Annotated in this window: 22 protein-coding genes and 1 riboswitch; of the genes, 17 read left to right on the top strand and 5 right to left on the bottom strand. The window is 69.7% G+C overall.

The annotated features are described in order from the left end of the window. Window positions 1–7 precede the first annotated feature (7 nt). Window positions 8–352, top strand: a complete 345-nt coding sequence (locus tag ABC337_RS04315) for a carbon storage regulator (RefSeq protein ID WP_412882215.1) — start codon at window positions 8–10, stop codon at window positions 350–352. Here ABC337_RS04315 and flgN read toward each other — a convergent pair. Beyond that, complete coding sequence (gene flgN, locus ABC337_RS04310) at window positions 349–870, bottom strand: flagellar export chaperone FlgN (protein WP_412882216.1); 522 nt, start codon at window positions 868–870, stop codon at window positions 349–351. The genes ABC337_RS04315 and flgN overlap by 4 nt on opposite strands. Window positions 871–1,086: 216 nt before the next feature. Between flgN and ABC337_RS04305 the strand changes: the two genes are divergently transcribed. Together ABC337_RS04305 and ABC337_RS04300 are read left to right on the top strand one after the other, a co-directional pair. Then, window positions 1,087–1,905: a sigma-70 family RNA polymerase sigma factor gene (locus ABC337_RS04305; RefSeq protein ID WP_412882217.1), complete on the top strand. Its 819-nt coding sequence runs from the start codon at window positions 1,087–1,089 to the stop codon at window positions 1,903–1,905. Between the two features lie 122 nt (window positions 1,906–2,027). After that, window positions 2,028–2,510, top strand: coding sequence for a Dps family protein (locus ABC337_RS04300; RefSeq protein ID WP_377973075.1), 483 nt, complete (start codon window positions 2,028–2,030; stop codon window positions 2,508–2,510). A gap of 93 nt (window positions 2,511–2,603) precedes the next feature. Here ABC337_RS04300 and ABC337_RS04295 read toward each other — a convergent pair whose 3' ends face one another. After that, complete coding sequence (locus ABC337_RS04295) at window positions 2,604–4,166, bottom strand: MFS transporter (RefSeq protein WP_412882218.1); 1,563 nt, start codon at window positions 4,164–4,166, stop codon at window positions 2,604–2,606. Between the two features lie 67 nt (window positions 4,167–4,233). Between ABC337_RS04295 and ABC337_RS04290 the strand changes: the two genes are divergently transcribed. The 6 genes from ABC337_RS04290 (at window position 4,234) to ABC337_RS04265 (ending at window position 13,035) form a co-directional block, all read left to right on the top strand. Continuing rightward, complete coding sequence (locus ABC337_RS04290) at window positions 4,234–4,773, top strand: TetR family transcriptional regulator (protein ID WP_412882219.1); 540 nt, start codon at window positions 4,234–4,236, stop codon at window positions 4,771–4,773. A gap of 380 nt (window positions 4,774–5,153) precedes the next feature. Next, a riboswitch (glycine riboswitch) is annotated at window positions 5,154–5,251 on the top strand. Window positions 5,252–5,409: 158 nt separating this feature from the next. Then, entirely contained in the window at window positions 5,410–8,283 is a 2,874-nt protein-coding gene (gcvP, locus tag ABC337_RS04285; protein ID WP_412882220.1) for an aminomethyl-transferring glycine dehydrogenase, read from the top strand. Window positions 8,284–8,291: 8 nt separating this feature from the next. Continuing rightward, the gene (gene gcvT, locus ABC337_RS04280) at window positions 8,292–9,455 is read left to right on the top strand and encodes a glycine cleavage system aminomethyltransferase GcvT (protein ID WP_412882221.1); all 1,164 of its coding nucleotides are present in this window, start codon (window positions 8,292–8,294) and stop codon (window positions 9,453–9,455) included. Window positions 9,456–9,530: 75 nt separating this feature from the next. Next, window positions 9,531–9,917 carry a glycine cleavage system protein GcvH gene (gene gcvH / locus ABC337_RS04275; protein WP_412882222.1) on the top strand — a complete coding sequence of 129 codons (387 nt, stop codon included), beginning with the start codon at window positions 9,531–9,533 and terminating at the stop codon, window positions 9,915–9,917. Beyond that, on the top strand, window positions 9,914–11,242 hold the full coding sequence (gene glyA, locus ABC337_RS04270) for a serine hydroxymethyltransferase (RefSeq protein WP_412882223.1): 1,329 nt from the start codon (window positions 9,914–9,916) through the stop codon (window positions 11,240–11,242). Before gcvH ends, glyA begins: the two co-directional genes overlap by 4 nt. 380 nt (window positions 11,243–11,622) lie before the next feature. After that, window positions 11,623–13,035 carry an L-serine ammonia-lyase gene (locus ABC337_RS04265; protein ID WP_412882224.1) on the top strand — a complete coding sequence of 471 codons (1,413 nt, stop codon included), beginning with the start codon at window positions 11,623–11,625 and terminating at the stop codon, window positions 13,033–13,035. Between the two features lie 9 nt (window positions 13,036–13,044). Here ABC337_RS04265 and ABC337_RS04260 read toward each other — a convergent pair whose 3' ends face one another. Further along, window positions 13,045–13,608: a TspO/MBR family protein gene (locus ABC337_RS04260; RefSeq protein WP_412882225.1), complete on the bottom strand. Its 564-nt coding sequence runs from the start codon at window positions 13,606–13,608 to the stop codon at window positions 13,045–13,047. Between the two features lie 133 nt (window positions 13,609–13,741). Between ABC337_RS04260 and ABC337_RS04255 the strand changes: the two genes are divergently transcribed. Together ABC337_RS04255 and ABC337_RS04250 are read left to right on the top strand one after the other, a co-directional pair. Next, complete coding sequence (locus ABC337_RS04255) at window positions 13,742–14,815, top strand: lipid II:glycine glycyltransferase FemX (protein WP_412882226.1); 1,074 nt, start codon at window positions 13,742–13,744, stop codon at window positions 14,813–14,815. A 32-nt stretch (window positions 14,816–14,847) separates the two neighbouring features. Further along, window positions 14,848–16,344: a threonine/serine exporter family protein gene (locus ABC337_RS04250; RefSeq protein WP_290258720.1), complete on the top strand. Its 1,497-nt coding sequence runs from the start codon at window positions 14,848–14,850 to the stop codon at window positions 16,342–16,344. A 46-nt stretch (window positions 16,345–16,390) separates the two neighbouring features. On the opposite strand, the gene ABC337_RS04245 is transcribed toward ABC337_RS04250, so the two are convergent. Together ABC337_RS04245 and ABC337_RS04240 are read right to left on the bottom strand one after the other, a co-directional pair. Beyond that, window positions 16,391–17,233 (bottom strand): siderophore-interacting protein, encoded by an 843-nt coding sequence (locus ABC337_RS04245; protein ID WP_412882227.1) that lies wholly within the window; start codon window positions 17,231–17,233, stop codon window positions 16,391–16,393. A 116-nt stretch (window positions 17,234–17,349) separates the two neighbouring features. Beyond that, window positions 17,350–18,099 (bottom strand): uracil-DNA glycosylase, encoded by a 750-nt coding sequence (locus tag ABC337_RS04240; RefSeq protein WP_412883219.1) that lies wholly within the window; start codon window positions 18,097–18,099, stop codon window positions 17,350–17,352. Window positions 18,100–18,313: 214 nt separating this feature from the next. On the opposite strand from ABC337_RS04240, the gene ABC337_RS04235 reads away from it, so the two are divergent. The 6 genes from ABC337_RS04235 to ABC337_RS04210 all read left to right on the top strand — a co-directional run bounded on the left by ABC337_RS04235 (window position 18,314) and on the right by ABC337_RS04210 (window position 24,229). Beyond that, window positions 18,314–18,646, top strand: a complete 333-nt coding sequence (locus tag ABC337_RS04235; RefSeq protein WP_412882228.1) for a DUF3263 domain-containing protein — start codon at window positions 18,314–18,316, stop codon at window positions 18,644–18,646. A gap of 102 nt (window positions 18,647–18,748) precedes the next feature. Then, window positions 18,749–19,387, top strand: coding sequence for a LytR C-terminal domain-containing protein (locus ABC337_RS04230; RefSeq protein WP_412882229.1), 639 nt, complete (start codon window positions 18,749–18,751; stop codon window positions 19,385–19,387). A 166-nt stretch (window positions 19,388–19,553) separates the two neighbouring features. After that, a complete protein-coding gene (locus ABC337_RS04225) occupies window positions 19,554–19,757 on the top strand; it encodes a cold-shock protein (protein WP_290258717.1) in 204 nt (67 codons plus the stop codon). A gap of 17 nt (window positions 19,758–19,774) precedes the next feature. Further along, a complete protein-coding gene (locus ABC337_RS04220) occupies window positions 19,775–21,094 on the top strand; it encodes an ABC transporter substrate-binding protein (RefSeq protein ID WP_412882230.1) in 1,320 nt (439 codons plus the stop codon). Window positions 21,095–21,380: 286 nt separating this feature from the next. Beyond that, window positions 21,381–23,018: a chaperonin GroEL gene (gene groL, locus ABC337_RS04215; protein ID WP_290258716.1), complete on the top strand. Its 1,638-nt coding sequence runs from the start codon at window positions 21,381–21,383 to the stop codon at window positions 23,016–23,018. A gap of 161 nt (window positions 23,019–23,179) precedes the next feature. Beyond that, the gene (locus ABC337_RS04210) at window positions 23,180–24,229 is read left to right on the top strand and encodes an RNase H family protein (protein WP_412882231.1); all 1,050 of its coding nucleotides are present in this window, start codon (window positions 23,180–23,182) and stop codon (window positions 24,227–24,229) included.

Here is a 24,229-nt window from a genome sequence, read left to right as displayed (position 1 = left end):
TGAGAGAATGCTGGTACTCACACGTAAGCCGGGCGAACAGATCATGATCGGCGACGGCATCGTCATCACTGTTCTGGAAGGCCGCGGCGACGGCGTCCGGATCGGCATCGAGGCACCCCGCGGCGTCCCGATCCAGCGCAGGGAAGTTATCGAGGCGATCGCCGCGGCGAACCTCGCGGCCGCCCAGGCGGGCGCCGACGACGGGTCCGGCACCGAGGACGCGTTGCGCGGCCTGCTCGCGCCGGCGTCCGCCACACCGGCACCGTCCGCACCGGCCCCCTCCACACCGGCACATTCCGATTCCGCCGCCCCGGCATCCGACGCCGAACCCGCTGCCGGAGCCAACGGCTAGAGAGAGTTCGCGTCGTCCCCGAGGTACTGGGCCATCAGCGGCTGTGCGGCGCGCCGGGTGATGGCCAGTGCTCGTTCAATGTTGGCGGCCAGCGTCAGCTGGTCGAGCATCGCCGCGGGGCTCGCGGCCGCCGGCGGTTCCAGCCCCAGGAGAGCGGTTTCGTTCGTGGCGGAGGCGGCGGCGAGCCGTCCCAGCAGGGCCCGCAACCCGTCGAGGTGATCCTGCAGGACCGTGGGCCAGGCGCCGGGCGGCGCGGCGGCAATCAGCTCGACCAGGGTGGCCTGGGCCGGGAGGCCCCATTCACCGGCCACGGCCGCGGATTCGACGTTGCGGGCCAGCGCCTCGAAGCGGAGCCGGTCCAGTACGGCCTCGATTTCGGAGGAGGTGAAATTCAGCCAGGCGAGGTTGCCGGCGGCCAGATGCAGGCGCTGCGTTTCGAGCCGAAACAACAGCAGCTCAAGCTGCCGGCGTTCCTGCCACAGCGCCGCCGAAAGATCCCCCGCACCCATGGGCCCCATTCCCTTGCCATCCCGGCCGTATGGCGGCTTTCCGCATTTTCGGCCAAGCTTTTTCCTGAGGGTACACGCAGATTCCGGATCAGGTGATAGGTTTCGATCTGGGCGCTGCACCCGACCGTCGAAGACCGACTCCCATGGGGGGAGCACGGGGCCGTTTGGGGATGCGGCTTCCGCTGTTTTACAGCTCCTGAACCGGTCTCATGGGGGGACACACTATTGAATCGCGTGGAACGCAACGAGATGGTCACTCAGCACCTTCCGCTGGTTGGCTACCTCGTCTCAGATTTGTGCTCGAAGGCGTCCCACCTCTCGCGCGATGACCTGGCGTCGGCTGGTGCCGTTGCCCTGATTACCTCGGCCGATTCCTTCGACCCCGGGCTCGGGGTTCCCTTTGGCGCGTTCGCCCGCCGCCGCATCCTCGGCGCCTTTGCCGACGAAATGCGCGCCAGCGACTGGGCCACCCGCTCGGCACGCCGCCGGATCAAAGAGACCATGTCGGTGCAGGAGACCCTGGCCTCCGCCCTCGGACGGACCCCCACCGTCGACGAGATCGCCGCGGCCCTCGGTGTCCAGCAGAGCGTCGTGGAGGCCGCCCTCGCGGACGCCTCGCGCACCCTCACCCCGCTGGATGACGCCGTCGTCGACACGCTGGCCGCCGAAACACTGTCCCCGGAGAGCTCGGTCCTGGCCGACGAGCGGCTCCAGTACCTGCGCGCCGCCGTGAAGTCCCTGCCCGAGCGGATGCGCTACGTGGTCGAGGAGATCTACTTCGGCGACCGGACCGTCAAGGACCTCGCCGCTGAACTCGGCTCCACCCACGCCGCCGTGTCCCAGCAGCGCGCCGAAGCCATCCGGCTGATGCGCGACGGTCTCACGGCCCACTACGCCGACGACCCGGACCGCGGCTTCGAGCCCGAATCCCGGATCACTCCGCGGCGCCGCAACGACTACCTGGCCCAGCTGTCCGAGGCCACCGCCGGCGGGATCACGCGGGCGATATTCCCGCAGGGACCCGCGCTGAACCAGGCCGTGTAGACCCCGAATCCAGCTTAGTAAGTTCACTTACTAAGCTTATCGTGAAAACCCTCCCTGCCGTTTCCTGCCTGCGGTAGCGTCTGTGGCATCAGCCCGTCCAGACGCTCCACCAAGGAGGATTCATGAAAGCAACACCCACCCTCGCAGGCAACATGCAGGCCGTGCTCGTGGACCTGATCGAATTGCACGTCCAGGGCAAGCAGGCGCACTGGAACATCGTCGGCACCAACTTCCGCGACCTGCACCTGCAGCTCGACGAGATCATCGACGCCGCCCGCACCTTCGCGGACGAGATGGCCGAGCGCATGCGGGCCCTGCACGCCCTCCCGGACGGCCGCAGCTCCACGGTGTCGAAGACCACCGCCCTGCCCGAGTTCCCCACCGGCCTGATCAACACCAAGGACGCCATCGAGAAGATCGTGGCCGCATTGGAGGCCGCCGTCGGCACGATGCGCAAGGTGCACGACGAGGTGGACGAGGAGGACCCCACCACCGCGGACCTGCTGCACGCCTTCATCGCCAAGCTCGAGCAGTTCGCCTGGCTGGTCAACGCCGAAACCATGCGGGCCACGGCCTCCGTCACGACGCCGGACGCCGGCAAGTAAACCGAAGGACACAGGGCAGCGTCCGGCGCCGGGAGTCCCGGCGTCGGTTGCTGCTTTTTGGACTGGCGGCCGGAGTCGTCCTTTGGGCCCGGCTCAGTGTGCCCGCGGCACCCGGCGGAGGACGACGGCGGCCAGTACCGCGGCGCCCGCCATCAGGACAAGGGCAATCGCCGCGGTGATGTGGACGCCCGAGTCGAAAGCCGCGCGGGCGGCGGTCATGACGGCGTCGGCCACGGGGCCGGGCAGCGTCGCGGCCAGTTCCGCCGCCCCGGCCAGGGTCTCCCGGGCCTGGCCCGCGGCGGCCGGGTCGGCCTGCGGGAGCCCGGCGGGCAGGACCAGGTTCCGCTGGTAGGACGCCGTCAGGATGGAACCCAGCACGGCCGTGCCCAGCAGCGAACCGATCTCGTACCCGGTCTCCGAGATGGCGGACGCGGCCCCCGACTTGGCCGCGGGGGCCGCGCCGAGGATCAGGTCGTTGGAGATGGTCTCGGCCGCCCCCACGCCCAGGCACAGCACCAGCAGCGCCGCCAGCAGCATCGCCGGCCCGGAACTGTGGTCGCCGAAAGCCACGAGCGCGTACCCAGCGGCGCTGAACAGCAGTCCGCCCGCCACCACAATCCCCGGACGGACCTTCCGCACCAGCGGGACCACCAGCAGCCCGGCCGCGACGGTGGCCGCCAGCGCGGGGACCATCGCCAGCCCGGACTCGGACGGCGTCTGCCCCTCCAGGAGCTGGAGATGCTGGGCAAGGAAGAGGATGAAGCCGTTGTAGGAGAACAGCGCCAGGACGTTGGCCGTAATCGCCGTGCTGAACACCGGATTGCCGAACAGGCCCAGGTCCAGCAGGGGAGCGGTGGTGCCGCCCACGGCGAGCCTGCGCTGCCGCCGGACGAAGGCGAACCCCATGAGGAGCCCGGCGCCGAGGGCCGCCAGCGGCACCGGGGCGGCGCCCTCCACGGCCAGCATCTTCATGCCATAGACGGCCGGCGCCATCGCCAGCATGGATAGCGCGATGCTGGGCAGATCCACCGGCCCGGGGTTCGGGTCGCGGGATTCGGGGATGAAGGCGGGGCCGAGGAGCAGCAGCGGCACGATAATGGGAACCGCCATCAGCAGCACCGCACCCCACCAGAGGTGCTCTACTAGCCAGCCGCCCAGAACTGGGCCCAGCGCCGCGCCGCCGGAGAAGCCCGCGGCCCAGATGGCCACCGCCAGGCGGCGCCGGTTTGGTTCCGGGAAGATGTTCCGGATCAGGGACAGCGTGGAGGGCATCAGCATGGCCCCGAAGAACCCCAGCGCCGCACGGCCGGCCACCAGCCACTCGGGGCCGGGGGCGAACGCCGTCGCCGCGGACACCGCCGCGAAGCCTGCGGCGCCGGTGAAGAGAAGCCGCCGGCGGCCGATCCGGTCCCCGATGCTGCCCATCGCGACCAGCAGGCCTGCGAGCACCAGCGGGTACACGTCGACCATCCACAGCAGTTGGACGCCGGTGGCATTCAGGTCGCGGGCGATCGCGGGCAGGGCGAAGGTCAGGGCGGTGTTGTCGACCGCCACGAGGAGGACCGGAAATATCAGCAGCGATAACGCCAGCCAGTCCCGCCACGGCGCCCGGGGGCCCGCCGTGGGATGCGCGGCAACAGGAAGCAAGGTCTTCATCCGGATAACTGTACCGTCTGGACGGTATAGTTAAGAAATTAGACTCCCACCGGGCATGATGGGAGCCATGCCCAGGAAACCCGTCGCCCGCGAGGCCGTCCTCGACGCCTTCGAATCCCTGCTCATCGCCGAAGGGGAGCGGGCCGCCACCCTCGACGCGGTGGCAAAGCGGGCCGGGGTCTCCAAGGGCGGACTGCTGTACCACTTCCCGAACAAGGAGGCCATGATCGCGGTCCTCCTGGAACGGCTGGACCTGTTGCTGGCCGAGGACCTGGCCGCCATGGCCGCGGCGCCGGAGGGCGCGGCCGCCTACTTCATCAAGTCCTCGGTCTGGGCGGATACCGCCCTGGACCGGGTCTTCGTCGCGGCCACCCGGCTCGCCGAGGTGGCGCACGCCGAGACCCTGCGCCGCATGGCCGGCGTGCAGGCAAGCTGGCTGGAACTGCTCGCCGCCGACGTCGGACCCGGAATGGCCAAGGCGGTGCTCTATATGGGGGACGGGCTGTATTTCAACGCCATGCTGGCCCGCAGTGCCGGTGCCACGCCCCTGGCGGTGGACGACGACGTCGAGAGCCTCCTCGCCGCCGTCGACCGCCTCCGCCCCTAAGGACGCTCCCTCACGTCCGGCACCTCTCCAGCGGATGCTCCCTCACGTCCGGCGGCACTCCACGGAACTTTCCCTCACGTGCAGCAGCGTTCATTTGAGGGATGCGCCCGCATGTCGGGTGAGCGGGCGTTCTGGAAATAACCTCCGAACCTGAGGGAGCGTCGTGCATACGTGGACCGGACGTGAGGGAGTGTCGCAGAAAGTCGAGCTAGACGTGAGGGAGCGTTCCGGAAAAGTGGGCCGGATGTGAGGGAGGGTCGCAGGAAATCGCGCCGAAAGTGAGGGAGCGTCGGGCGGGGAGAAATGAAGTTTGCGGACGCGGGCTCCGGCATAGGACAATGAGTGCTGTGACCATGGTCACGAGCAACTGAATATGCCTTTGATCTGCGGCGGGAGAGTCCTGCCAGTGGTACACGCAGGCGCCGTAGGAGCAAATCCTCCCCAGGAATCTCTCAGGCCCATGTACCGCCGCGGCGAGGCCACTCTGGAAAGCAGCGCGCCACAAGTCCCCCGGGATGCCGCGCTCACCGACGGTGCAAGCGGGACCCCGCCAAGGGGTTGCGCGGAAACTCTCAGGTCCAATACAGAGCGGGGAGGAACCCGAATCACTGCGGCGTACCCTGCGCCGCCTTAGTTATGGAGTTCCTTGTGACCGTTACCTCAGCCTCCACGTCCTTCGTCGACAGGCATATCGGCGCCCGCCGCCAGGCCGACGTCGAGACCATGCTCAAGGCCGTTGGCTACGACACCGTCGACGCGCTCGTTGACACCGCCGTTCCCAAGGACATCCGTCAGGACTCCGGCCTGGCACTGACCGCCGCGCTGAGCGAGGTGGAGGTCTTGGCAGAGCTGCGCAAGCTCGCCGCCAAGAACAAGACCGCCGTGCAGATGATCGGCCAGGGCTACTACGACACCGTCACCCCCGCCGTGATCCGCCGCAACATCCTCGAGGCGCCGGCCTGGTACACGGCCTACACGCCGTACCAGCCCGAAATTTCCCAGGGCCGGCTCGAGGCCCTCCTGAACTTCCAGACCATGGTCCAGGACCTGGTGGGCCTGCCGATCGCCAACGCCTCGCTGCTGGACGAAGCCACCGCCGTCGCCGAGGCCGTGCTGATGATGCGCCGGGCCAACAAAAATAAGGACGCCCGCGACGGCAAGACCGTCATGGACGCCGACTGCCTCCCGCAGACCATCGCGATCGTCAAGGGCCGCGCCGAGGCGCTGGGCTTCGAGGTTGAGGTCGCCGACCTGTCCAAGGGTCTCCCGGAGGGCACCATCAACGGCATCGTGCTGCAGCAGCCCGGCGCCTCCGGCCGCGTCTTCGACCACTCCGCCGTCATCGCCGCGGCCAAGGAACGCGGCGCGCTCGTCACCGTCGCCGCCGACCTGCTGTCCCTGACCCTGATCACCCCTCCCGGTGAGCAGGGCGCCGACATCGCCGTCGGCTCCGCCCAGCGCTTCGGCGTCCCGCTGTTCTTCGGCGGCCCGCACGCGGCCTACATGGCCGTCCAGAAGGGTCTGGAGCGCTCCATGCCCGGCCGCCTGGTGGGCGTCTCCAAGGACTCCGCCGGCATCCCGGCCTACCGGCTGGCCCTGCAGACCCGCGAGCAGCACATCCGCCGCGAGAAGGCCACCTCCAACATCTGCACCGCGCAGGCGCTGCTGGCCATCGTCGCGTCCTTCTACGCCGTCTACCACGGCCCCGACGGGCTGAAGGCCATCGCCGAGACCGTCCACGGCCACGCCCGGACCCTCGCCGCCTCCCTCAAGGCCGCCGGCCTGGACGTCGTGCACACCTCGTTCTTCGACACCATCACCGTCTCCGTGCCGGGGAAGGCCGCCGACATCATCGCCGCCGCCGACGCCAAGGGCATCAACCTGCGCGCCATCGACGCGGACACCGTCGGCATTTCCGCGGATGAGGCCACGACGGCGGCCATCGTCGCCGACGTCGCCGCCGTCTTCGGCGCGAGCGTGGCCGACCCAGCCTCAGGCACGGATACTGCCTTCGCCCTGGACTCCGCCGTCGAACGCAGCTCCGACTACCTCCAGCACCCGGTGTTCAACACCCACCGCTCCGAGACCCAGCTGCTGCGCTACATCCGCCGCCTCTCGGACCGCGACCTGGCCCTGGACCGCACCATGATCCCGCTGGGCTCCTGCACCATGAAGCTGAACGCCACGGCCGAGATGGAAGCCATCTCCTGGCCGGAGTTCGCCTCCATCCACCCGTTCGCCCCGGAATCCCAGACCGCCGGCTGGCGCGAACTGATCGATGACCTCGAGGCCCAGCTGACCGAGATCACCGGCTACGACCAGGTCTCCATCCAGCCGAACGCCGGTTCCCAGGGCGAGCTCGCGGGCCTGCTGGCCATCCGCGGCTACCACCTCTCCCGCGGAGACGACCAGCGCAACGTCTGCCTCATCCCGGCCTCCGCGCACGGCACCAACGCCGCCTCCGCGGTGCTCGCCGGCATGAAGGTCGTCGTCGTCGCCACCGCATCCGACGGGACCATCGACCACGCCGACCTGCAGGCCAAGATCGAGCAGCACAAGGACGCCCTGTCCTGCATCATGATCACCTACCCGTCCACGCACGGCGTGTACGACGCCGACGTCCGCGAGGTCTGCGACGCGATCCACGCCGCTGGCGGCCAGGTCTACATCGACGGCGCCAACCTGAACGCCCTCGTCGGCCTCGCCCAGCCGGGCCAGTTCGGCGGCGACGTCTCACACCTGAACCTGCACAAGACCTTCTGCATCCCGCACGGCGGCGGCGGTCCCGGCGTCGGCCCGGTCGCCGCCAAGGCCCACCTGGCACCGTTCATGCCCGGCAACGCCGCGGACCCGGCCAACGGCGCGGACGGCACCCCGATCTCCGCCTCCCGCTACGGCTCCGCCGGCGTCCTGCCGATCTCCTGGGCCTACGTGAAGCTCATGGGCGGGGAGGGCCTGACCGAGGCGACCAAGTCGGCGCTGCTCGCGGCCAACTACATCGCTGCCCGCCTGAACGACTCCTTCCCGGTGCTCTACACCGGCGAGGGCGGCCTGGTGGCGCACGAGTGCATCCTGGACCTGCGCGAACTCACCGCCAAGACCGGCGTCACCGCCGAGGATGTCGCCAAGCGCCTGATCGACTACGGCTTCCACGCCCCCACCCTGGCGTTCCCCGTGGCCGGCACCCTGATGGTCGAACCCACCGAATCCGAGGACCTCGGCGAGATCGACCGGTTCATCACCGCGATGATCGCCATCCGCGCCGAGATCGACCAGGTAGCCCACGGCGACTTCACCGTCGAGACCAGCCCGCTGCGCAACGCCCCGCACACCGCGGCCGCGACCATCAGCACCGACTGGGACCGCTCCTACTCCCGCGAGCAGGCCGTCTTCCCGGTCCACACGCTCAAGCAGGACAAGTACTTCCCGCCGGTCGGCCGGATCGACGGCGCCGCCGGGGACCGCAACCTGATCTGCTCCTGCCCTCCGCTGTCCGAATTCGAAAACTGAGGCCACCGATGACTGAGAACTACACCGCCCTGTACGAAGAGCACAAGAAGCTCGGCGCCTCCTTCACCGACTTCGGCGGCTGGCAGATGCCCCTGAAGTACGGCTCCGAACTCGCCGAACACCACGCCGTCCGCGCCTCCGCGGGCCTGTTCGACCTCTCCCACATGGGAGAGGTCTGGGTCACCGGCCCCGATGCCGCGGCCTTCCTCGACTACGCTCTGGTCGGCAAGATCTCCGCCATGGCCGTCGGCAAGGCCAAGTACTCGCTGATCTGCAACGAAGACGGCGGCATCATCGACGACCTCATCACCTACCGCCGCCCGGCGGGGGCCGACGGTACCGACGCCTTCCTCGTGGTGCCCAACGCAGGTAACGCCAAGGTCGTCGCCGCGGCCCTGGCCGAGCGGGCGGGTTCTGCCCGGGATGGCGGCTTTGACGTCACGGTCCGGGACGCGTCCGCCGAGATCTCGCTGGTCGCCGTCCAGGGCCCCAAGGCCGAGGCGATCCTGCTCCGCCTGGTTCCCGCCGCCCAGCACGAACTCGTCACCGGCCTGAAGTACTACGCCGCCGTCGAGGTTCCCTTCATGGTCGCCGGCGCCGGCAAGGACCTGCTGCTCGCCCGTACCGGTTACACCGGCGAGGACGGCTTCGAGATCTTCGTGGACAACGACGACGCCGCCGTCCTCTGGCAGGCGCTGATCGCCATCGCCGAGGAAGGGGAACTGACCCCGGCCGGGCTCGCCTCCCGCGACTCCCTGCGGCTGGAGGCCGGCATGCCGCTCTACGGCAACGAACTTTCGCTCCAGGGCGATCCCTTCGCCGCCGGCCTCGGCCCCGTCGTCGCGCTCTCCAAGGAGGGCGACTTCGTCGGCAAGGCCGCGCTGGCCGCCAAGAAGGACGCAGGCGCCGGCACCACCACCGGCCGCCGCCTCGTCGGTCTCAAGGGCCTCGGCCGTCGCGCCGGACGCAGCCACTACCCGGTCCTCAAGGACGGCGCCGTCGTCGGCGAAGTCACCTCCGGCCAGCCCTCACCCACCCTGGGCTACCCGGTGGCCATGGCCTACGTTGACGTCGCCTACACCGAACCCGGCACCGCCCTGGACATCGACCTGCGCGGCAAGCCCGAACCGTTCGAGGTCGTCGCCCTGCCGTTCTACAAGCGCCAGAAGTAACACTCCGTGGGGCGCGCCCTTCGGGGGTGCGCCCCACGCGCTAGGCTTTTTACCCTCCAAACTTAGGAATTTTTCATGGCAAAAGTAGCTCCTGAACTGCAGTACTCCGACGAGCACGAGTGGGTTTCCCGGGAGGACGGCAGCGACGTCGTCTCCATCGGCATCTCCGCCGTCGCCACCGACGCCCTCGGTGACATCGTCTACGTCGACCTGCCCGAGGTCGGTTCCACGGTCACCGCGGGGGAGACCTGCGGCGAGGTCGAGTCGACCAAATCCGTGTCCGATCTGTACGCCCCCGTCACCGGCGAGGTCACCGAGACCAACTCCGCCGTCGTCGACGATCCGGCCCTGATCAACAGCGACCCGTACGGCGCCGGCTGGCTCTTCAAGGTCGCCGCCGTCTCCGACGGCCCGCTCCTCTCCGCCCAGGACTACGCCTCCAAGAACGGCGGCGAACTGTGAGCGCGGCCGCCGGCACGCACACCGCAGTGTTCGAACAGGTCGTCTCCCCGTCTCTGGACGCGGACCTGTCGGAGCTGGACCCGGAGATCGCGGCGAAGATCGACGCCGAACTTGCCCGCCAGCGCGACGGCCTGGAGATGATCGCCTCCGAGAACCACACCGCCCGCGCGGTCATGCAGGCGCAGGGCTCGGTCCTGACGAACAAGTACGCCGAGGGCTACCCGGGCAAGCGCTACTACGGCGGCTGCGAGCACGTCGACGTGATCGAGCAGCTCGCCATCGACCGCGTGAAGGCCCTCTTCGGCGCCGAATACGCGAACGTCCAGCCGCACTCGGGCGCCCAGGCCAACGCCTCCGTCATGCACGCCCTGATCCGTCCGGGCGACACCATCATGGGCCTGAACCTGGCCCACGGCGGCCACCTGACCCACGGCATGAAGATCAACTTCTCCGGCCGGCTCTACAACGTCATCCCGTACCAGGTGCGCGAGGACGACCACCGGATCGACATGGCAGAGGTCGAGCGCCTGGCGCACGAGCACAAGCCGCAGCTGATCGTCGCCGGCTGGTCCGCCTACGCCCGCCAGCTCGACTTCGCCGAGTTCCGCCGGATCGCCGACGCCGTCGGCGCCTACCTGATGGTGGACATGGCGCACTTCGCCGGCCTGGTGGCCGCCGGGCTGCACCCCTCCCCGGTGCCGCACGCGCACGTGACGACGTCGACGACGCACAAGACCCTCGCCGGTCCGCGCGGCGGCATCATCCTCTCCAACGACGCCGACATCGCCAAGAAGATCAACTCGGCCGTGTTCCCGGGCCAGCAGGGCGGGCCGCTGGAGCACGTCATCGCCGGCAAGGCCGTCGCCTTCAAGGTCGCCGCGTCCGCCGAGTTCAAGGAGCGCCAAGAGCGCGTCCTGGCCGGCGCCCGGATCCTCGCCGACCGTCTCACCCGCGACGACGTCGCCGCCAAGGGCATCTCCGTGGTCTCCGGCGGCACCGACGTGCACCTTGTCCTGGTGGACCTGCGCGACTGCGAACTCAACGGCCAGGAAGCCGAGGACCGGCTCGCCGCGATCGACATCACCGTCAACCGAAACGCCGTCCCGTTCGACCCGCGCCCGCCGATGGTCACCTCCGGCCTGCGGATCGGCACCCCGGCCCTGGCCACCCGCGGCTTCGGCGAGGCAGCCTTCACCGAGGTGGCGGACATCATCGCCGAGGCCCTCATGGCCGACGCCGACGCCGACCTTTCCGCGCTCCGCGACCGGGTCCAGGCCCTCGCCGCCGCCCACCCGCTCTACCCGTCGGTCACGAACCTGGGCTAACTCGCCTTCGTTCTCCCGCTTCCTGGGCCTGCCCCCGTGGCTGGCTTCGGGGGCGTCTCGGGGGCTGGCTCCGGGGGCGGCTCGCCCTAGTTTTCACGCGTGCTCGCTCGTTCCTCGCTTAGACGCACGCTTTCGAAAACTACGGCGATCCGACCCCTCGGGGGCCGCTTGCCGTTGGAATCACTCAATTGGCGTCCGGGACCACAGCGCGAAGGTGACGGGCCAAGGGCGATCGGGTGGGGCCCGGAAGCGTGCGTCTAAGGGAGGCGACGTCCGCTCAGCGGGCGGCGCCGACCGAGCACGCGGAGGGGCTCGCCCGACCGCCACCCAACCAAGCCCGAGGCTCCGCTCACCAAGCAGTGTTTAGTTAGGATTTAGTAATGGCTGTAGGCGTCTTTGATCTGTTCTCGATTGGGATCGGACCCTCGAGTTCGCACACCGTGGGGCCGATGCGGGCCGCTGCGGTGTTTGCCGAGGAGTTGAAGGCGTCCGGCGACCTTGAGCGGGTGGCTTCGCTGCGGGTGGACCTCTACGGTTCGCTCGCCGCCACCGGGCACGGGCACGGCACCATGACCGCCATCCTGCTGGGCCTCGAGGGCTACCACCCGGAGAAGATCCTCCCCGACGAGGTCGAGGAGCGGCTCGCCGCGATCGACGGGACCGGGACGCTGCAGCTGGCCGGCGCCGTCGGACTTCCCTACGGGGTCAAGGACATGGTGCTCCGCCCCCTGACGGTGTTGCCCCGTCACACCAACGGGATGACGTTCACCGTCTCCGACGCCGACGGCGGCACCCTGCACCAGGCGACGTTCTTCTCCGTCGGGGGCGGCTTCATTGTCCGCGAGGGCGAGGAGGAGGCGGCGCAGCAGGAACTCGACGAATCCAAGAAGGAACTGCCCCTGCCGTTCCGCACCGCCGCGGAGCTGCTTGAGCACTGCCGGAACACCTCCCTGCGGATCAGCGACGTCATGCTGGTCAACGAGGAGGACAGCCGCACGGCCGAGGACATCCGCGCCGGTCTGCTGCACATCTACTCCGTCATGGAGGAATGCGTGGCCGTCAGCCTCAAACGCAAGGGACTGCTGCCGGGCGGCCTGAACGTCCGACGCCGCGCCCCGGACTGGCACGAGCGGCTGATGAAGGAAAGCTGCGAGGAGGACCCCGACTTCCGGGACCCGAAGTACTGGCAGGAATGGGTGAACCTGATCGCCCTGGCCGTCAACGAGGAGAACGCCTCCGGCGGCCGCGTCGTCACCGCCCCCACCAACGGCGCCGCCGGGATCATCCCCGCCGTGCTCTACTACGCACTGCACTTCGCCCCCGGCATGGACAAGGCCACCCAGCAGGACCGGGACGAGACCGTGGTGAAGTTCCTGCTCGCCGCGGGTGCCATCGGTGTCCTCTACAAGGAACAGGCCTCCATTTCCGGTGCCGAGGTCGGCTGCCAGGGCGAGGTCGGGTCGGCGTCGTCGATGGCCGCCGCCGGCCTCGCCGAGGTCATGGGCGGCACCCCGCAGCAGGTGGAGAACGCCGCGGAAATCGCGATGGAACACAACCTCGGCCTGACCTGCGACCCGATCGGCGGACTGGTGCAGATCCCGTGCATCGAGCGCAATGCGATCGCGGCCGCCAAGGCCATCAACGCCGCCAAGATGGCGCTGTGGGGCGACGGGTCGCACCGGGTCTCCCTCGACGAGGTGATCGTGACCATGCGCGAGACCGGCAAGGACATGAGCTCCAAGTACAAGGAGACCGCCATGGGCGGCCTCGCCGTCAACGTGGTGGAGTGCTGAGGCGCCCGCTCAGTTGGTGACGGCCGCCCACAGGTTCAGCGTCGAGGCGAAGACCACCCACGCCAGGTAGGGGACCAGCAGCAACCCGGCCGGGCGGCTGATCCGCCGGAAGCGGACCAGCGTTGCGGCCAGGACCACGGCCAGCGCCACGATAATGGCCAGGGCAATCCACAGCGCCGGCGTGCCCAGGGCCGGGTAGAGGGCGAAGAACGCCGGCGTCCACAGCAGGTTCAGCACAAGCTGGACGGCGTACAGGGTCAACGCCCGGCCGGTGCCCTCGGCGCGGGTGCGCCACACCAGCCACGCCGCCACCGCCATGACGGTGTAGAGCAGCGTCCAGACCGGTCCGAACACCCAGTTCGGCGGCGACCACGGGGCCTTGTCCGCCCCGGCGTACCAGCCGTCGACGTTGCTGGCGGAGGCCAGGCCGCCGAGTCCGGCCACCAGCGCGGAGGCGGCGAGCAGCACGAGCAGGCCCAGCACCTGGGCTCCGGCTCCCCGGTGCGCCGACGCGCCCGGGCCGACCCGGCGGGAGACGTCCAATTCCGGCTGCGGGTCCGGCTGAGGTTTCATGCCTTCAGCCTAGCCCGGGAGCCGGTGGCGGCCACAGGGCCGGCGTCCCGGCCACCCGTGACGCCGATAGACTTGGTGGTGCATGCCAGCCATGCCGCCGAAGCTCGTCCCGCAAAGATTGGATACCGCACCCTTGCGAGAATTCACCGCCCGCTTTGCCTCCGCCGAAGAGGTCGCCACCTGGGACGCCCGCGTCACCGCGAACCCCAACGGCGGGAACCTGCTGCAGTCGGAGGCCTTTGCCGAGGTCAAGCAGCACTACGGCTGGAAGCCCCTGCACCTGGTGTACGAGACGGCCGACTACGCCAGCTACAACCTGGTCCTGGAGAAGAGCTTCCCCGTCCTGGGCAAGCTCTGGTACATGATCAAGGGACCCGACGTCGCCTCCGTCGAGGACATTCCGGGGATCGCCAAGGCCAACGCCGACTTCGTCAAGCGCGCCCGGCTGGGCGTCTTCGCGATCAAGATCGAACCCGACGTCGTCCTCACCGACGACGCCCGTCGTGTCATCGAGGGCGCGGGCCTGGTCAAGACGCACAACCTGCAGCCCAACGATTCCACCGCCCTGCTGGACATCTCCCCGGAGGAGAACCAGCTGCTGCGCAACCTGCACTCCCGCGGCCGGAACGCCGTCCGCCGCGCCATCCGCGAGGGCGTGGAAGTGCGCAACGTCGAGCCCACGGAGGAGAACTTCCGGGCCATGTATGGCCTGATGAGCACCACCGTCGAGGCCAAGTCCCAGGTCCGCGTCAGGGACTTCGGGTACTACCAGCGCTTCTGGACCAACTTCCTCAAGCGCGGCCAGGGCCGGCTCTTGTTCGTCTACGAAAACGGTGTCCCCTCCGTGGGTGCCTTCGTCATCAACTACGGCCGCAAGGGAACATACAAGGACGGCGGCTCCCTGCAGCAGCGCGGCCAGTACGGCGACTCCCACCTGGTCCAGTGGACCGCCATCAACCAGCTGAAGGAGCTCGGCTGCACCGAGTACGACTTCTGCGGCACCCCGCCGAGCGACAAGCTCAAGGACACGTCCAACCCCTTCCACGGCCTGGGCCTGTTCAAGACCAGCTTCAGCAAGACCGTCACGGACTTCGTCGGCTGCTACGACCAGGTCCTCAGCCCGTTGAAGTACAAGGCCTGGACGGCGGCGGGGGAGCGGGTTGCCCGCCAGCTCTACACGCGCCGCACCGGCCAGCAGTTCTACTAGACCGCCCAGCAAGGTGAAGTGAGATGGCCGGGATGAACAAGACCCCCGAGGGCCGCCGCGGACCGCAGACGGACGGCCTGCCCCGCACCGAACCGATGTCGGCCATGCAGGTGCGGCAGAACGCCGCCGCCCGGCGCATGCTCCGCCGCCTGGTCCAGGGGGAGAACCCCCCGACGGCGCCGCTGAGCATCGTGGACCGGCTCGCCGGAAGCCCCTACGCGAACCCGATGATCCAGGTCGGCGGCGTGGACGCGTCCGCCCGGAAAACCATCGACTTCGCGCTCAAGCTCGCGGAATCGATGTTCCGGTACGGCGCCGGCGCCCTCGAGGTGGAGACCAGCATCATCGCGGTGACCGCCGCCCTAGGGTTGAAGAACATCGAGGTGGACATCACCAACCAGTCGGTGGCGATCAACTACGCCCCGAAGGACCAGACGCCGCTCTCGCTGCTGCGCGTGGTCCGGTCCTGGACCAACAACTACGCCGGCCTCGCCGAGGTGCACCAGCTGGTGACCGACATCGTCGCCGGCGGGGTGGGCCGGGAGGAGGCCGCCCGGCGCCTCGAGGAGATCACCCACAGCGCCAAGCCGTTCCCTCGCTGGATGGTCACCGTGGCCTTCGGCGTCTTCTCCGCCGTCTTCGTGGCGGTACTCGGCGGCGGCATCGCGGCGTCCGGGATCGCGTTCCTGTCCAACCTTCTGGTCAGCCTCCTGGCCCGGCAGCTGGGCCGCTGGCGCACCCCGGACTTCTTCATCACCGCCTCCTGTTCCTTCGTCGTCACCATCGTCGCCCTGCTGCTCTGGCGGTTCGGGAGCCCGGTGGGGATCACCATCGCCCCGGCAATTGTGGTGGTGGGAGGCATCCTGCTGCTGCTGCCCACGGGACGCCTCGTCTCCTCGGTGCAGGATGCCATCAACGGCTTCCCGGTCACCGCCGCCGGCCGTTTCCTCTCCACCATGCTGACCTTCGGAGCCCTGGTCTCGGGGATCGCCGTCGGGTTCGTGGTGGGGGCGATGACGGGCATGCAATCCATCGACGTGACCGAAACATTCCCGCCAAGGTATCCCCTCTGGGTGCTGGTGCCGCTGGTGGCGATCGCCGTCGTCGCAATCGGCGTGACGGAGCAGACCTCCGCGAAGCTGCTGCTGCCGACGGCGGCGGTCGGCGTCGTCGGCCACCTCGTGCTGATCGGCGGCACGGAACTGGGCATCGGGCCGCGCTTCGCCCCGGCCCTCGCCGCCGTCGTCATAGGCCTGCTGGCCCGGGTGGTGGCCCTGAGGATGGGCGCCCCGCAGCTGGTGGTGGCCGTGCCCGCGGCGCTGATCCTGCTGCCCGGCCTGACCATATTCCGTTCCATGTATGTTTTGACCATCGAGGAGCAGGAAATCCTCATGGGCGCCGGCGGGATGCTCAACGCCGGGGCGATCGTGCTGGGCGTCGCTGCGGGCATCGTCCTCGGCGACACCCTGGCCCGGCCGCTGACCCGCAGCCTGGCCAGCAACGAACGGCGCCGGGCCCGCCGCCGCTAGTCCGTCCCCGCCCGGCGGCAGCGGCCGTCAGCGGGCTGCCGGGCACTCAGATCTTGCCGATGGGGAGTTTCTTCTCGGCTTGGAAGTCGTCCTCCACCCGGCCGCGGGCCCAGTAACCGGAGAGGGAGACCTGCCCGCGTTCCAGCCCCCGCTGGGTGAAGAACACCTCCCGCAGGGCCTTCATGGCACCCCGCTCACCATGCGCGAAGACCGAGGGGCGTCCCTCCGGCCAGTCGGCGGACCCGACGGCGTCGGCCAGGCGGCGCTCGTCGTCGGCCCCCGTGTTGTTTCCGCGGAAAAGCCAGCGCAGTTCGACGCCGGCGGGGGCGGCCAGGGCCAGGACGTCCGCCGCGGAGCCCACCTCCAGGAAGGCCAGACCGCGGGCATCGCGGGGGAGAACCGCCAAGGCCGCGCCGATGGCGGGCAGCGCCGATTCGTCCCCGGCGAAGAGGTGCCAGTCCGCCTCCGGATCCGGGTTGTAGCCGCCGCCCGGGCCGGTGAAGATCAGGGCGTCCCCCTGACGCGCGGACGCGGCCCAGGGCCCGGCGAGCCCCTCATCCCCGTGGATCACGAAGTCGATGGCCAGCTCCTGCGCCGCCTCGTCCACCCAGCGGACCGTGTAGGTGCGGGTGTAGGGCCACTGCTCCCGGGGATGGGTCTCACGGACGGCCCACAGATCCAGCGGCTGGGGGTAGTCCACGCCGGGCTGCGGGAAAGCGATCTTCACGTAGCGGTCCACGTACGCGTTGTTGCGGTAGTCCGCGAAGCCGGGGCCGCCGGCGATGATCCGAACCATGTGCGGTGAAAGCTGCTCGCGCCGCAGCACCGTCAGGGCGGTCTGGGGCCGGGAGTTCCGGTTGGCGGAGGTGGCGGCGGGTACAGAAGTCATGCGGCTAAGCCTAGCCAACCAGGCCTCCTTCTTGTCTGTCCAGGGGCGCCGGGACCGCCGTCCCCGGACAGCCGGGAAGGTGGGGTGGCGCCGGGGTCGGGAGGCTCTGGGAAGGCTTAGGGCAGCGGCGGCAGTTCCCAGTCGACGGGTTCCGCGCCCTGGGCGGCCAGCAGCTCATTGGCCCGGCTGAACGGCCGGGATCCGAAGAATCCCCGGGCGGCCGAGAGCGGGCTTGGGTGCGGGCTGCTGACGGCGGCGGTCCCGCCGAGCAGCGGCCGGACGGACTCCGCGTCCTTGCCCCACAGGATGGCGACCAGCGGGACCGGCCCGCCGTAGGCGTCCGTGCGGGCCGCCACGGCGCGGATGGCGGCGGCCGTGACCGCTTCCCATCCCTTGTTCCGGTGCGATCCGGCGGCGCCGGCGCGCACGCTGAGCGCCCGGTTCAGCAGGAGCACGCCCTGCCCCGTCCAGCGGCTCAGGTCGCCGTGGATCCGCGGCGGCAGGCCCAGGTCGGCGTGGAGCTCCTTGTAGATGTTGGCCAGGCTGCGGGGGAGGGGACGGGTGTGGCCCTCGACGGCGAAGGACAGCCCGATCGGGTGGCCGGGGGTGGGGTAGGGGTCCTGGCCCACGATCAGCACTTTGACGCCGGCGAGCGGCTGCTGGAAGGCCCGGAGCAGCCGGTCCGGAGCCGGCAGGACCTGGCGGCCTGCCGCGGCCTCAGCGGCGACGAACTCCAGGGCCCGGCGCAGCTGCGGCTCCACGGGTTCCAGGGCGGCAGCCCAGTCCGGGGCCACCAGCTCGCCCAGCGGGCGCTGGACCAGCGCGGCGAAACCGCCGCCGTCGCCGTCGTCGGAGCCCTGCGGCACCCCAACGGTTGGGCCGGAAACGGCATCCAGGGGGAACAGCGCTTCGGTCTGCGGGAATTCGCTCACCCCTTCATTCTGGCAGGTGCGAGCGGTGGCGTTTCGGGCCGGCGATCCGGGCAGACCTCCGGCGCGGCACGGCGCCGACCGAATGACAGGGCTGTTATTCGCCCGTAGCATTGGGGAGGAATCCACAACAGCGAGCAGGGAGTGAGCCGTGGCCGAAGCAGTGCCGGAGAACGCGACGGCGGATGAGGTTCCGGTCGACGCAGGACACGGGGAAGCCGGACCGGACGAGTCCGGGCTGAGCAGCCGCGACAAGGAAATGCTGGCCCTCGAACGGCAGTGGTGGAAGTACGCCGGGGCCAAGGAACAGGCCGTCCGGGAGCTCTTCGACCTGTCCGCCACGCACTACTACCAGATCCTCAACGCCCTCATCGACACCGAGGCCGCGCTGGCCCATGACCCGATGCTGGTGAAGCGATTGCGTAGACTACGTACGTCACGACAACGTGCCCGCACGGCCCGGCGCCTGGGTTCGGACGCCTGAACCCGCCGGGTACGCCCCGGGCAGAACGCGGCGCCGGAGTCCCGGAATCTGCACCGGTTCCGGCCGCGGACCACTAGAAATCAGCAAGGACAGCGCTTCACCATGACCAGATACCCACGGGATGAATTCGACCGGGTCCCGGAGACCTCCACGCGCCAAGGGGTTCACCGCACCGTCGCGGCTGCCAAGTCCCGCGGACTGGTGCCCATCCTGTCGGTAGGAGCGTTCGCCCTGGCCGTCGGCCTGGTGGCCTTCCTGCTGCTGCCCCGGCTGGGCTTTGGTCCCGCCGGCGGAACGGCGATGGCCGCGGATAAGAGCAGCGCCACGGCCGCCGCGTCCGCCACCGCGCAGCCCACCGCGGCCCCGACCGCGCAGCCGACAACGTCGCCCACCAGCGACCCGGGCAGTACGGTGGCTGCCGCTTCCTCCGGCACCACTCCGGCCCCGGCGGCAACCGCGGCCGCCGTCGACAAGACGCAGCCGGTGGCGGTCTACAACGGCACGACGACGGCGGGCCTCGCCGGCCGCGTCGGCAGCACGGTCACCTCCGACGGGTGGGTCTTGGGCCCGCTCGGCAACTGGACCGGTCCGCGGCAGCAGACCTCCGTGGTGTATTACAACGGCGCCGCGCAGAAGGCCAATGCCCAGGAACTCGCCGCCCTGCTGGGGATCGCCACCCTGGTCGATTCGGCCGATTTCAAGATGCCCCTGGTCGTCGTCCTGGGCCCCGGCTACCGCTGACCCGGTTGCTGGCCGGGCCGGTTACGCCTGCATAACGTTCCGGCCGACCCCGTGACGCGCGGACCGGCACGCCCGGGGCTGGCGGGTACAGTGGCCGGAGTTCATGACCGCTCCGCGGCGCACAGCGAGGTGCACCGCGGCCAAGCTAGCTGAAAGTGTGGAAACGATGGCTCTGGGCACCGTCAAGTGGTTCAATGCGGAGAAGGGCTACGGCTTCATCACCGTGGACGGCTCGGGCATCGACGTCTTCGTCCACTGGTCCGCCATCGCCGGCGAGGGCTACCGTGCGCTGGCCGAGGGCCAGAGGGTGGAACTTGAGGTAGGCGAAGGCGAAAAGGGCCCCCAGGCCGAGAGCGTCAGGCCCGCCTAGTGGCCCGTCCTGACTCAATGCCAACCGCCGCGGCGCGGGCCACAGCCGGCCGACGAACAGCCGGCCGTCGCACGGCCGGCGGCGCCGCCGTCGTCCTGTCCGCCCTTCTTGCCTCCGCCCTGGCCCTCACCGGGTGCTCCGGTGCCACCGGCAACGCCCGGACGGACGCCGCCGAGGCCAGCGGGGACGGAACCCTGCGGATCGGTGTGCTGCTGGACAACACCGGGGACCAGAGCTTCCTCAACGCCCCGCAACTGGCCGCGGTGAAACTCGCCGTCAAGGAGATCAACGCCGCCGGCGGCCATAAGGGCAAGCCCGTGGAACTGCTCCCCGAAACCATCAGTGCGGACACCGCCGCCCAGGCCAAGGCCCTCGTGGCGGCCAGGGCCGACGTCGTCATCGGCCCCACGGATTCCAGCCACGCCGCCGCCGCGATCGACGTGCTCTCCAAAGCCAAAATCGCCATGATCTCCCCGGCGAACGCCGCACCGGGACTCAGCAGCTACCGGAGCGGAGGCTACTACTTCCGAACCGCCGCCGCCGACGTCGCCCAGGCCTCCATCCTGGTCAAGCTCGCTAAGGACGGCGGCGCCAAGACGCTCGCCGTCCTGCACGAGGCCGGAAGCTACGGCAAGGAGGTCTCCGTGGCGGTCTCCGCCGCGGCGAAGTCCGCTGGCCTCGGCACGCCCATCGACGCCGAATTCCCGGCCGGCCAGGCACAGCAGGCGGCGACCGCGGCCAAGGCCGCCGCGCCCGACGCCGTAGTCCTCATCGCCCGGCAGGGTGCGCAGGGCGCCATCGCCGAACTCAACAACGCCGGACTCGCGGGGAAAAAGCTGGTGCTCTCCGACGGCGCGGTGGGCCAGTACGGCCAGGGCCTGGGCTCCCACGCCCTGGACGGTGCCCGCGGAGTGCTCCCCGGCACGTTCCCCAGCGCGCAGTTCCAGGCGGGCCTGGTCGGCATCGATCCCGGGCTCAAGGACATGACCTTCGCCGCGGAGGCCTACGACGCCGTCAACCTCGCCGCCATCGCAGCCGCCGCGGCGCAGGACGACGCCGGCACCTCCATCGCCTCCCGGCTCATCGCCGTCTCCGGCGGGAACGCCGCGGGCGCGCAGGGCTCCGCCGGCGGAGAGGCCGCCGACTGCCACACGTACAAGGAGTGCCTCGACGCCCTCCACGCAGGCAAGCGCCCCAACTACGAGGGCCAGTCCGGGCCCGTGAACTTCGACAGCAACGGGGACGTGACCGCCGCGGCCTACATGGTGTACACCTACGGGCCGGACAACACGGCGAAGATGACCGGCAGCGAAACGGCCCGCAGCGGCGGGTCCTGATCGCCCTCGGCGAAGCGTCCCGCGGGGACAGGCCCCGGAGCGCGAAGCCTTCTTGCACTCTCCCCGGGGGAGTGCTAATTATGGAGTTAGCACTCCCGCTCATCGACTGCTAACGCCGGGCCCCGGTCCGGGTACAGCATCGGTGCCGCGGGAGCAAAGGAAACACCTGGCTGGGTGAGATCCCGGTTCGGCGGCATACAGAGGCTGCCGGGCAGGTATCGTCCGTCGCGGGCACCGACGCCAAGGTTCATTCTTTAACGACTGTCCCGAAAGGACTACTGCCGTTATGGCCAAGATCATTGCATTTGATGAAGAGGCACGCCGCGGTCTTGAGCGGGGTCTGAACATCCTCGCCGACGCTGTCAAGGTCACCCTCGGCCCGCGTGGACGCAACGTCGTCCTCGAGAAGAAGTGGGGCGCCCCCACGATCACCAACGATGGTGTTTCCATCGCCAAGGAGATCGAGCTGGACGACCCGTACGAGAAGATCGGCGCCGAGCTGGTCAAGGAAGTTGCCAAGAAGACGGACGACGTCGCCGGCGACGGTACCACCACCGCCACCGTGCTGGCCCAGGCCCTGGTCAAGGAAGGCCTGCGCAACGTCGCGGCCGGTGCTGACCCGCTGTCCCTCAAGCGCGGCATCGAGAAGGCTGTCGACGCCGTCACCGCCGAACTCCTGGCCTCCGCCAAGGAAATCGAGACCAAGGAAGAGATCGCCGCCACCGCGTCCATCTCCGCCGGCGACAACGAGATCGGTGCCCTCATTGCCGAGGCCCTGGACAAGGTCGGCAAGGAAGGCGTCATCACGGTCGAGGAGTCCAACACCTTCGGCCTCGAGCTGGAGCTCACCGAAGGCATGCGCTTCGACAAGGGCTACATCTCCGCCTACTTCGTCACCGACGCCGAGCGCCAGGAAACGGTCCTCGAGGACCCGTACATCCTGATCGTCAACTCCAAGATCTCCAACGTCAAGGAACTGGTTGCTGTCCTCGAGAAGGTCATGCAGTCCAACAAGCCGCTGCTGATCATCGCCGAAGACATCGAGGGCGAGGCCCTGGCCACCCTGATCGTCAACAAGATCCGCGGCACCTTCAAGTCCGTCGCCGTCAAGGCTCCGGGCTTCGGCGACCGCCGCAAGGCCCAGCTGGCCGACATCGCCATCCTCACCGGTGGCCAGGTCATCTCCGAGGAAGTCGGCCTCAAGCTTGAGACCGCCGGCCTGGAGCTGCTCGGCAAGGCCCGCAAGGTTGTTGTCACCAAGGACGAGACCACCATCGTCGAAGGTGCCGGCGACGCCGACCAGATCGCCGGCCGCGTGTCCCAGATCCGCGCCGAGATCGAGAACTCCGACTCCGACTACGACCGCGAGAAGCTGCAGGAGCGCCTGGCCAAGCTGGCCGGCGGCGTTGCAGTTATCAAGGCCGGTGCCGCAACCGAGGTCGAGCTCAAGGAACGCAAGCACCGCATCGAGGACGCCGTCCGCAACGCGAAGGCTGCCGTTGAAGAGGGCATCGTCGCCGGCGGTGGCGTGGCCCTGATCCAGGCCGGCGCCAAGGCGTTCGCCAACCTGCAGCTCTCGGGCGACGAGGCTACCGGTGCGAACATCGTCCGCGTTGCCATCGACGCGCCGCTGAAGCAGATCGCCTTCAACGCCGGCCTCGAGCCGGGCGTTGTGGTGGACAAGGTCCGCGGCCTCGCCGCCGGCCACGGCCTGAACGCCGCCACCGGCGAATACGTCGACCTGCTGGCTGCCGGCATCAACGACCCGGTGAAGGTCACCCGCTCTGCCCTGCAGAACGCGGCCTCCATCGCCGGCCTGTTCCTCACCACCGAGGCCGTCGTGGCCGACAAGCCGGAGAAGAACGCTCCGGCCATGGGCGGCGGCGACGACATGGGCGGCATGGGCGGTATGGGCGGCTTCTAGCCACCCGGCCACCCGGCCCACCCAGGCCGGCAGTCCGCTGCCGGCCCCGGTACAACGGCGGCGGCGGTCCCACCTTATGGTGGGGCCGCCGCCGGCGTTTAAGCCGCCCGCGCCGGGCGTGAAGGAGCGGTGGAGGCGGGCAGGTCTGGCAGGATGGTGCAGTGACGATTACAGCTGCGGCCGACGGTTCGGCCCTTGGAAACCCCGGCCCGGCCGGATGGGCCTGGTACGTGAATGACAACTGCTGGCACGCCGGCGGCTGGCCGCACGGCACCAACAACCAGGGCGAGCTGATGGCCGTGCTGGACCTCTTCCGCTCCACGGCCCACCTCGCCGACGAGGAGCTGCACATCCTCTGCGACAGCCAGTACGTCATCAACTCGGTCACCAAGTGGATGCCGGGCTGGAAGCGGAAGGGCTGGAAGAAGTCCGACGGCAAGCCCGTGCTCAATGTGGACCTCCTGAGGGACATTGACCGGGCCCTGGTCGGCCGCAAATACCGGTTCGAGTGGGTCCGCGGCCACGCCGGCCACGAACTCAACGAGGCCGCGGATGACCGTGCCCGCGGCGCCGCCGTGGCCTACCAGCAGGGTGTCGCCGTCCGGCAAGGCCCCGGCTTCGTCCGCCCCGGCACCCCCGCGGCCCCGCAAACAACCGCCCCGGCGACCGCCCGGGCCCCGGCAACTGGCTCCGGCCGCCCAACCACGCCGCCCCCGGCGACGGCTGCTCCGGCCGCCGCAGCCGCCGCTCCGGCCGCCGCGACACCCGTGGCCTTTGACGAGCCCACCCTCTTCGGCGGCCCGGACGGGTACGCGGAACCGGACCTGTTCAGTGAGCTGGCGGACCAGACCGCGGCCGCAGCCACGGCGCAGGAACCGGAGCAGATCGTGGAGGCCCTGGAGCGGGAACTGCTGCAGCCGGAGACCAGGGCTGACCTGGGCCGGACCGGTGTGCTGCTGCACCCCGAGTTCACCGAGATCGGCAGCTCCGGGCGGCTCTGGACCCGCGACGAGGTCATGATGGCGCTGGAGGAAAACCCCGGCCCGCACGCGGCCCTGGAGACGCTGGCGGCGGACCGCATCGGCCCGGACACCGTCCTGCTCACCTACCGCAGCCGGACCCGCGCCGGAGCGGTGCTGCGCAGCTCGCTCTGGGTCCGGGACGGACACCAGTGGCGGCTGCGGTTCCACCAGGGCACCGCCGAGGCCTGA

Origin of the sequence: Arthrobacter phoenicis (genome assembly GCF_047238215.1) — a bacterium.
Taxonomy (GTDB): Bacteria; Actinomycetota; Actinomycetes; order Actinomycetales; family Micrococcaceae; genus Arthrobacter.
The sequence above is the reverse complement of the archived record's forward strand: the minus strand, read 5'-3'. Positions and strand labels throughout refer to the sequence as shown.

Excerpts from the sequence above, each read along its gene's own strand:
- ABC337_RS04220 (WP_412882230.1), top strand. The coding sequence starts at position 19,775 with ATGCCAACCGCCGCGGCGCGGGCCACAGCCGGCCGACGAACAGCCGGC.
- ABC337_RS04315 (WP_412882215.1), top strand. The coding sequence starts at position 8 with ATGCTGGTACTCACACGTAAGCCGGGCGAACAGATCATGATCGGCGAC.
- groL (WP_290258716.1), top strand. The coding sequence starts at position 21,381 with ATGGCCAAGATCATTGCATTTGATGAAGAGGCACGCCGCGGTCTTGAG.
- ABC337_RS04250 (WP_290258720.1), top strand. The coding sequence starts at position 14,848 with ATGAACAAGACCCCCGAGGGCCGCCGCGGACCGCAGACGGACGGCCTG.
- gcvP (WP_412882220.1), top strand. The coding sequence starts at position 5,410 with ATGGAGTTCCTTGTGACCGTTACCTCAGCCTCCACGTCCTTCGTCGAC.
- ABC337_RS04265 (WP_412882224.1), top strand. The coding sequence starts at position 11,623 with ATGGCTGTAGGCGTCTTTGATCTGTTCTCGATTGGGATCGGACCCTCG.
- ABC337_RS04260 (WP_412882225.1), bottom strand. The coding sequence starts at position 13,608 with ATGAAACCTCAGCCGGACCCGCAGCCGGAATTGGACGTCTCCCGCCGG.
- ABC337_RS04290 (WP_412882219.1), top strand. The coding sequence starts at position 4,234 with ATGCCCAGGAAACCCGTCGCCCGCGAGGCCGTCCTCGACGCCTTCGAA.
- flgN (WP_412882216.1), bottom strand. The coding sequence starts at position 870 with ATGGGGCCCATGGGTGCGGGGGATCTTTCGGCGGCGCTGTGGCAGGAA.
- ABC337_RS04245 (WP_412882227.1), bottom strand. The coding sequence starts at position 17,233 with ATGACTTCTGTACCCGCCGCCACCTCCGCCAACCGGAACTCCCGGCCC.
- ABC337_RS04225 (WP_290258717.1), top strand. The coding sequence starts at position 19,554 with ATGGCTCTGGGCACCGTCAAGTGGTTCAATGCGGAGAAGGGCTACGGC.
- gcvH (WP_412882222.1), top strand. The coding sequence starts at position 9,531 with ATGGCAAAAGTAGCTCCTGAACTGCAGTACTCCGACGAGCACGAGTGG.
- ABC337_RS04300 (WP_377973075.1), top strand. The coding sequence starts at position 2,028 with ATGAAAGCAACACCCACCCTCGCAGGCAACATGCAGGCCGTGCTCGTG.
- ABC337_RS04295 (WP_412882218.1), bottom strand. The coding sequence starts at position 4,166 with ATGAAGACCTTGCTTCCTGTTGCCGCGCATCCCACGGCGGGCCCCCGG.
- gcvT (WP_412882221.1), top strand. The coding sequence starts at position 8,292 with ATGACTGAGAACTACACCGCCCTGTACGAAGAGCACAAGAAGCTCGGC.
- ABC337_RS04230 (WP_412882229.1), top strand. The coding sequence starts at position 18,749 with ATGACCAGATACCCACGGGATGAATTCGACCGGGTCCCGGAGACCTCC.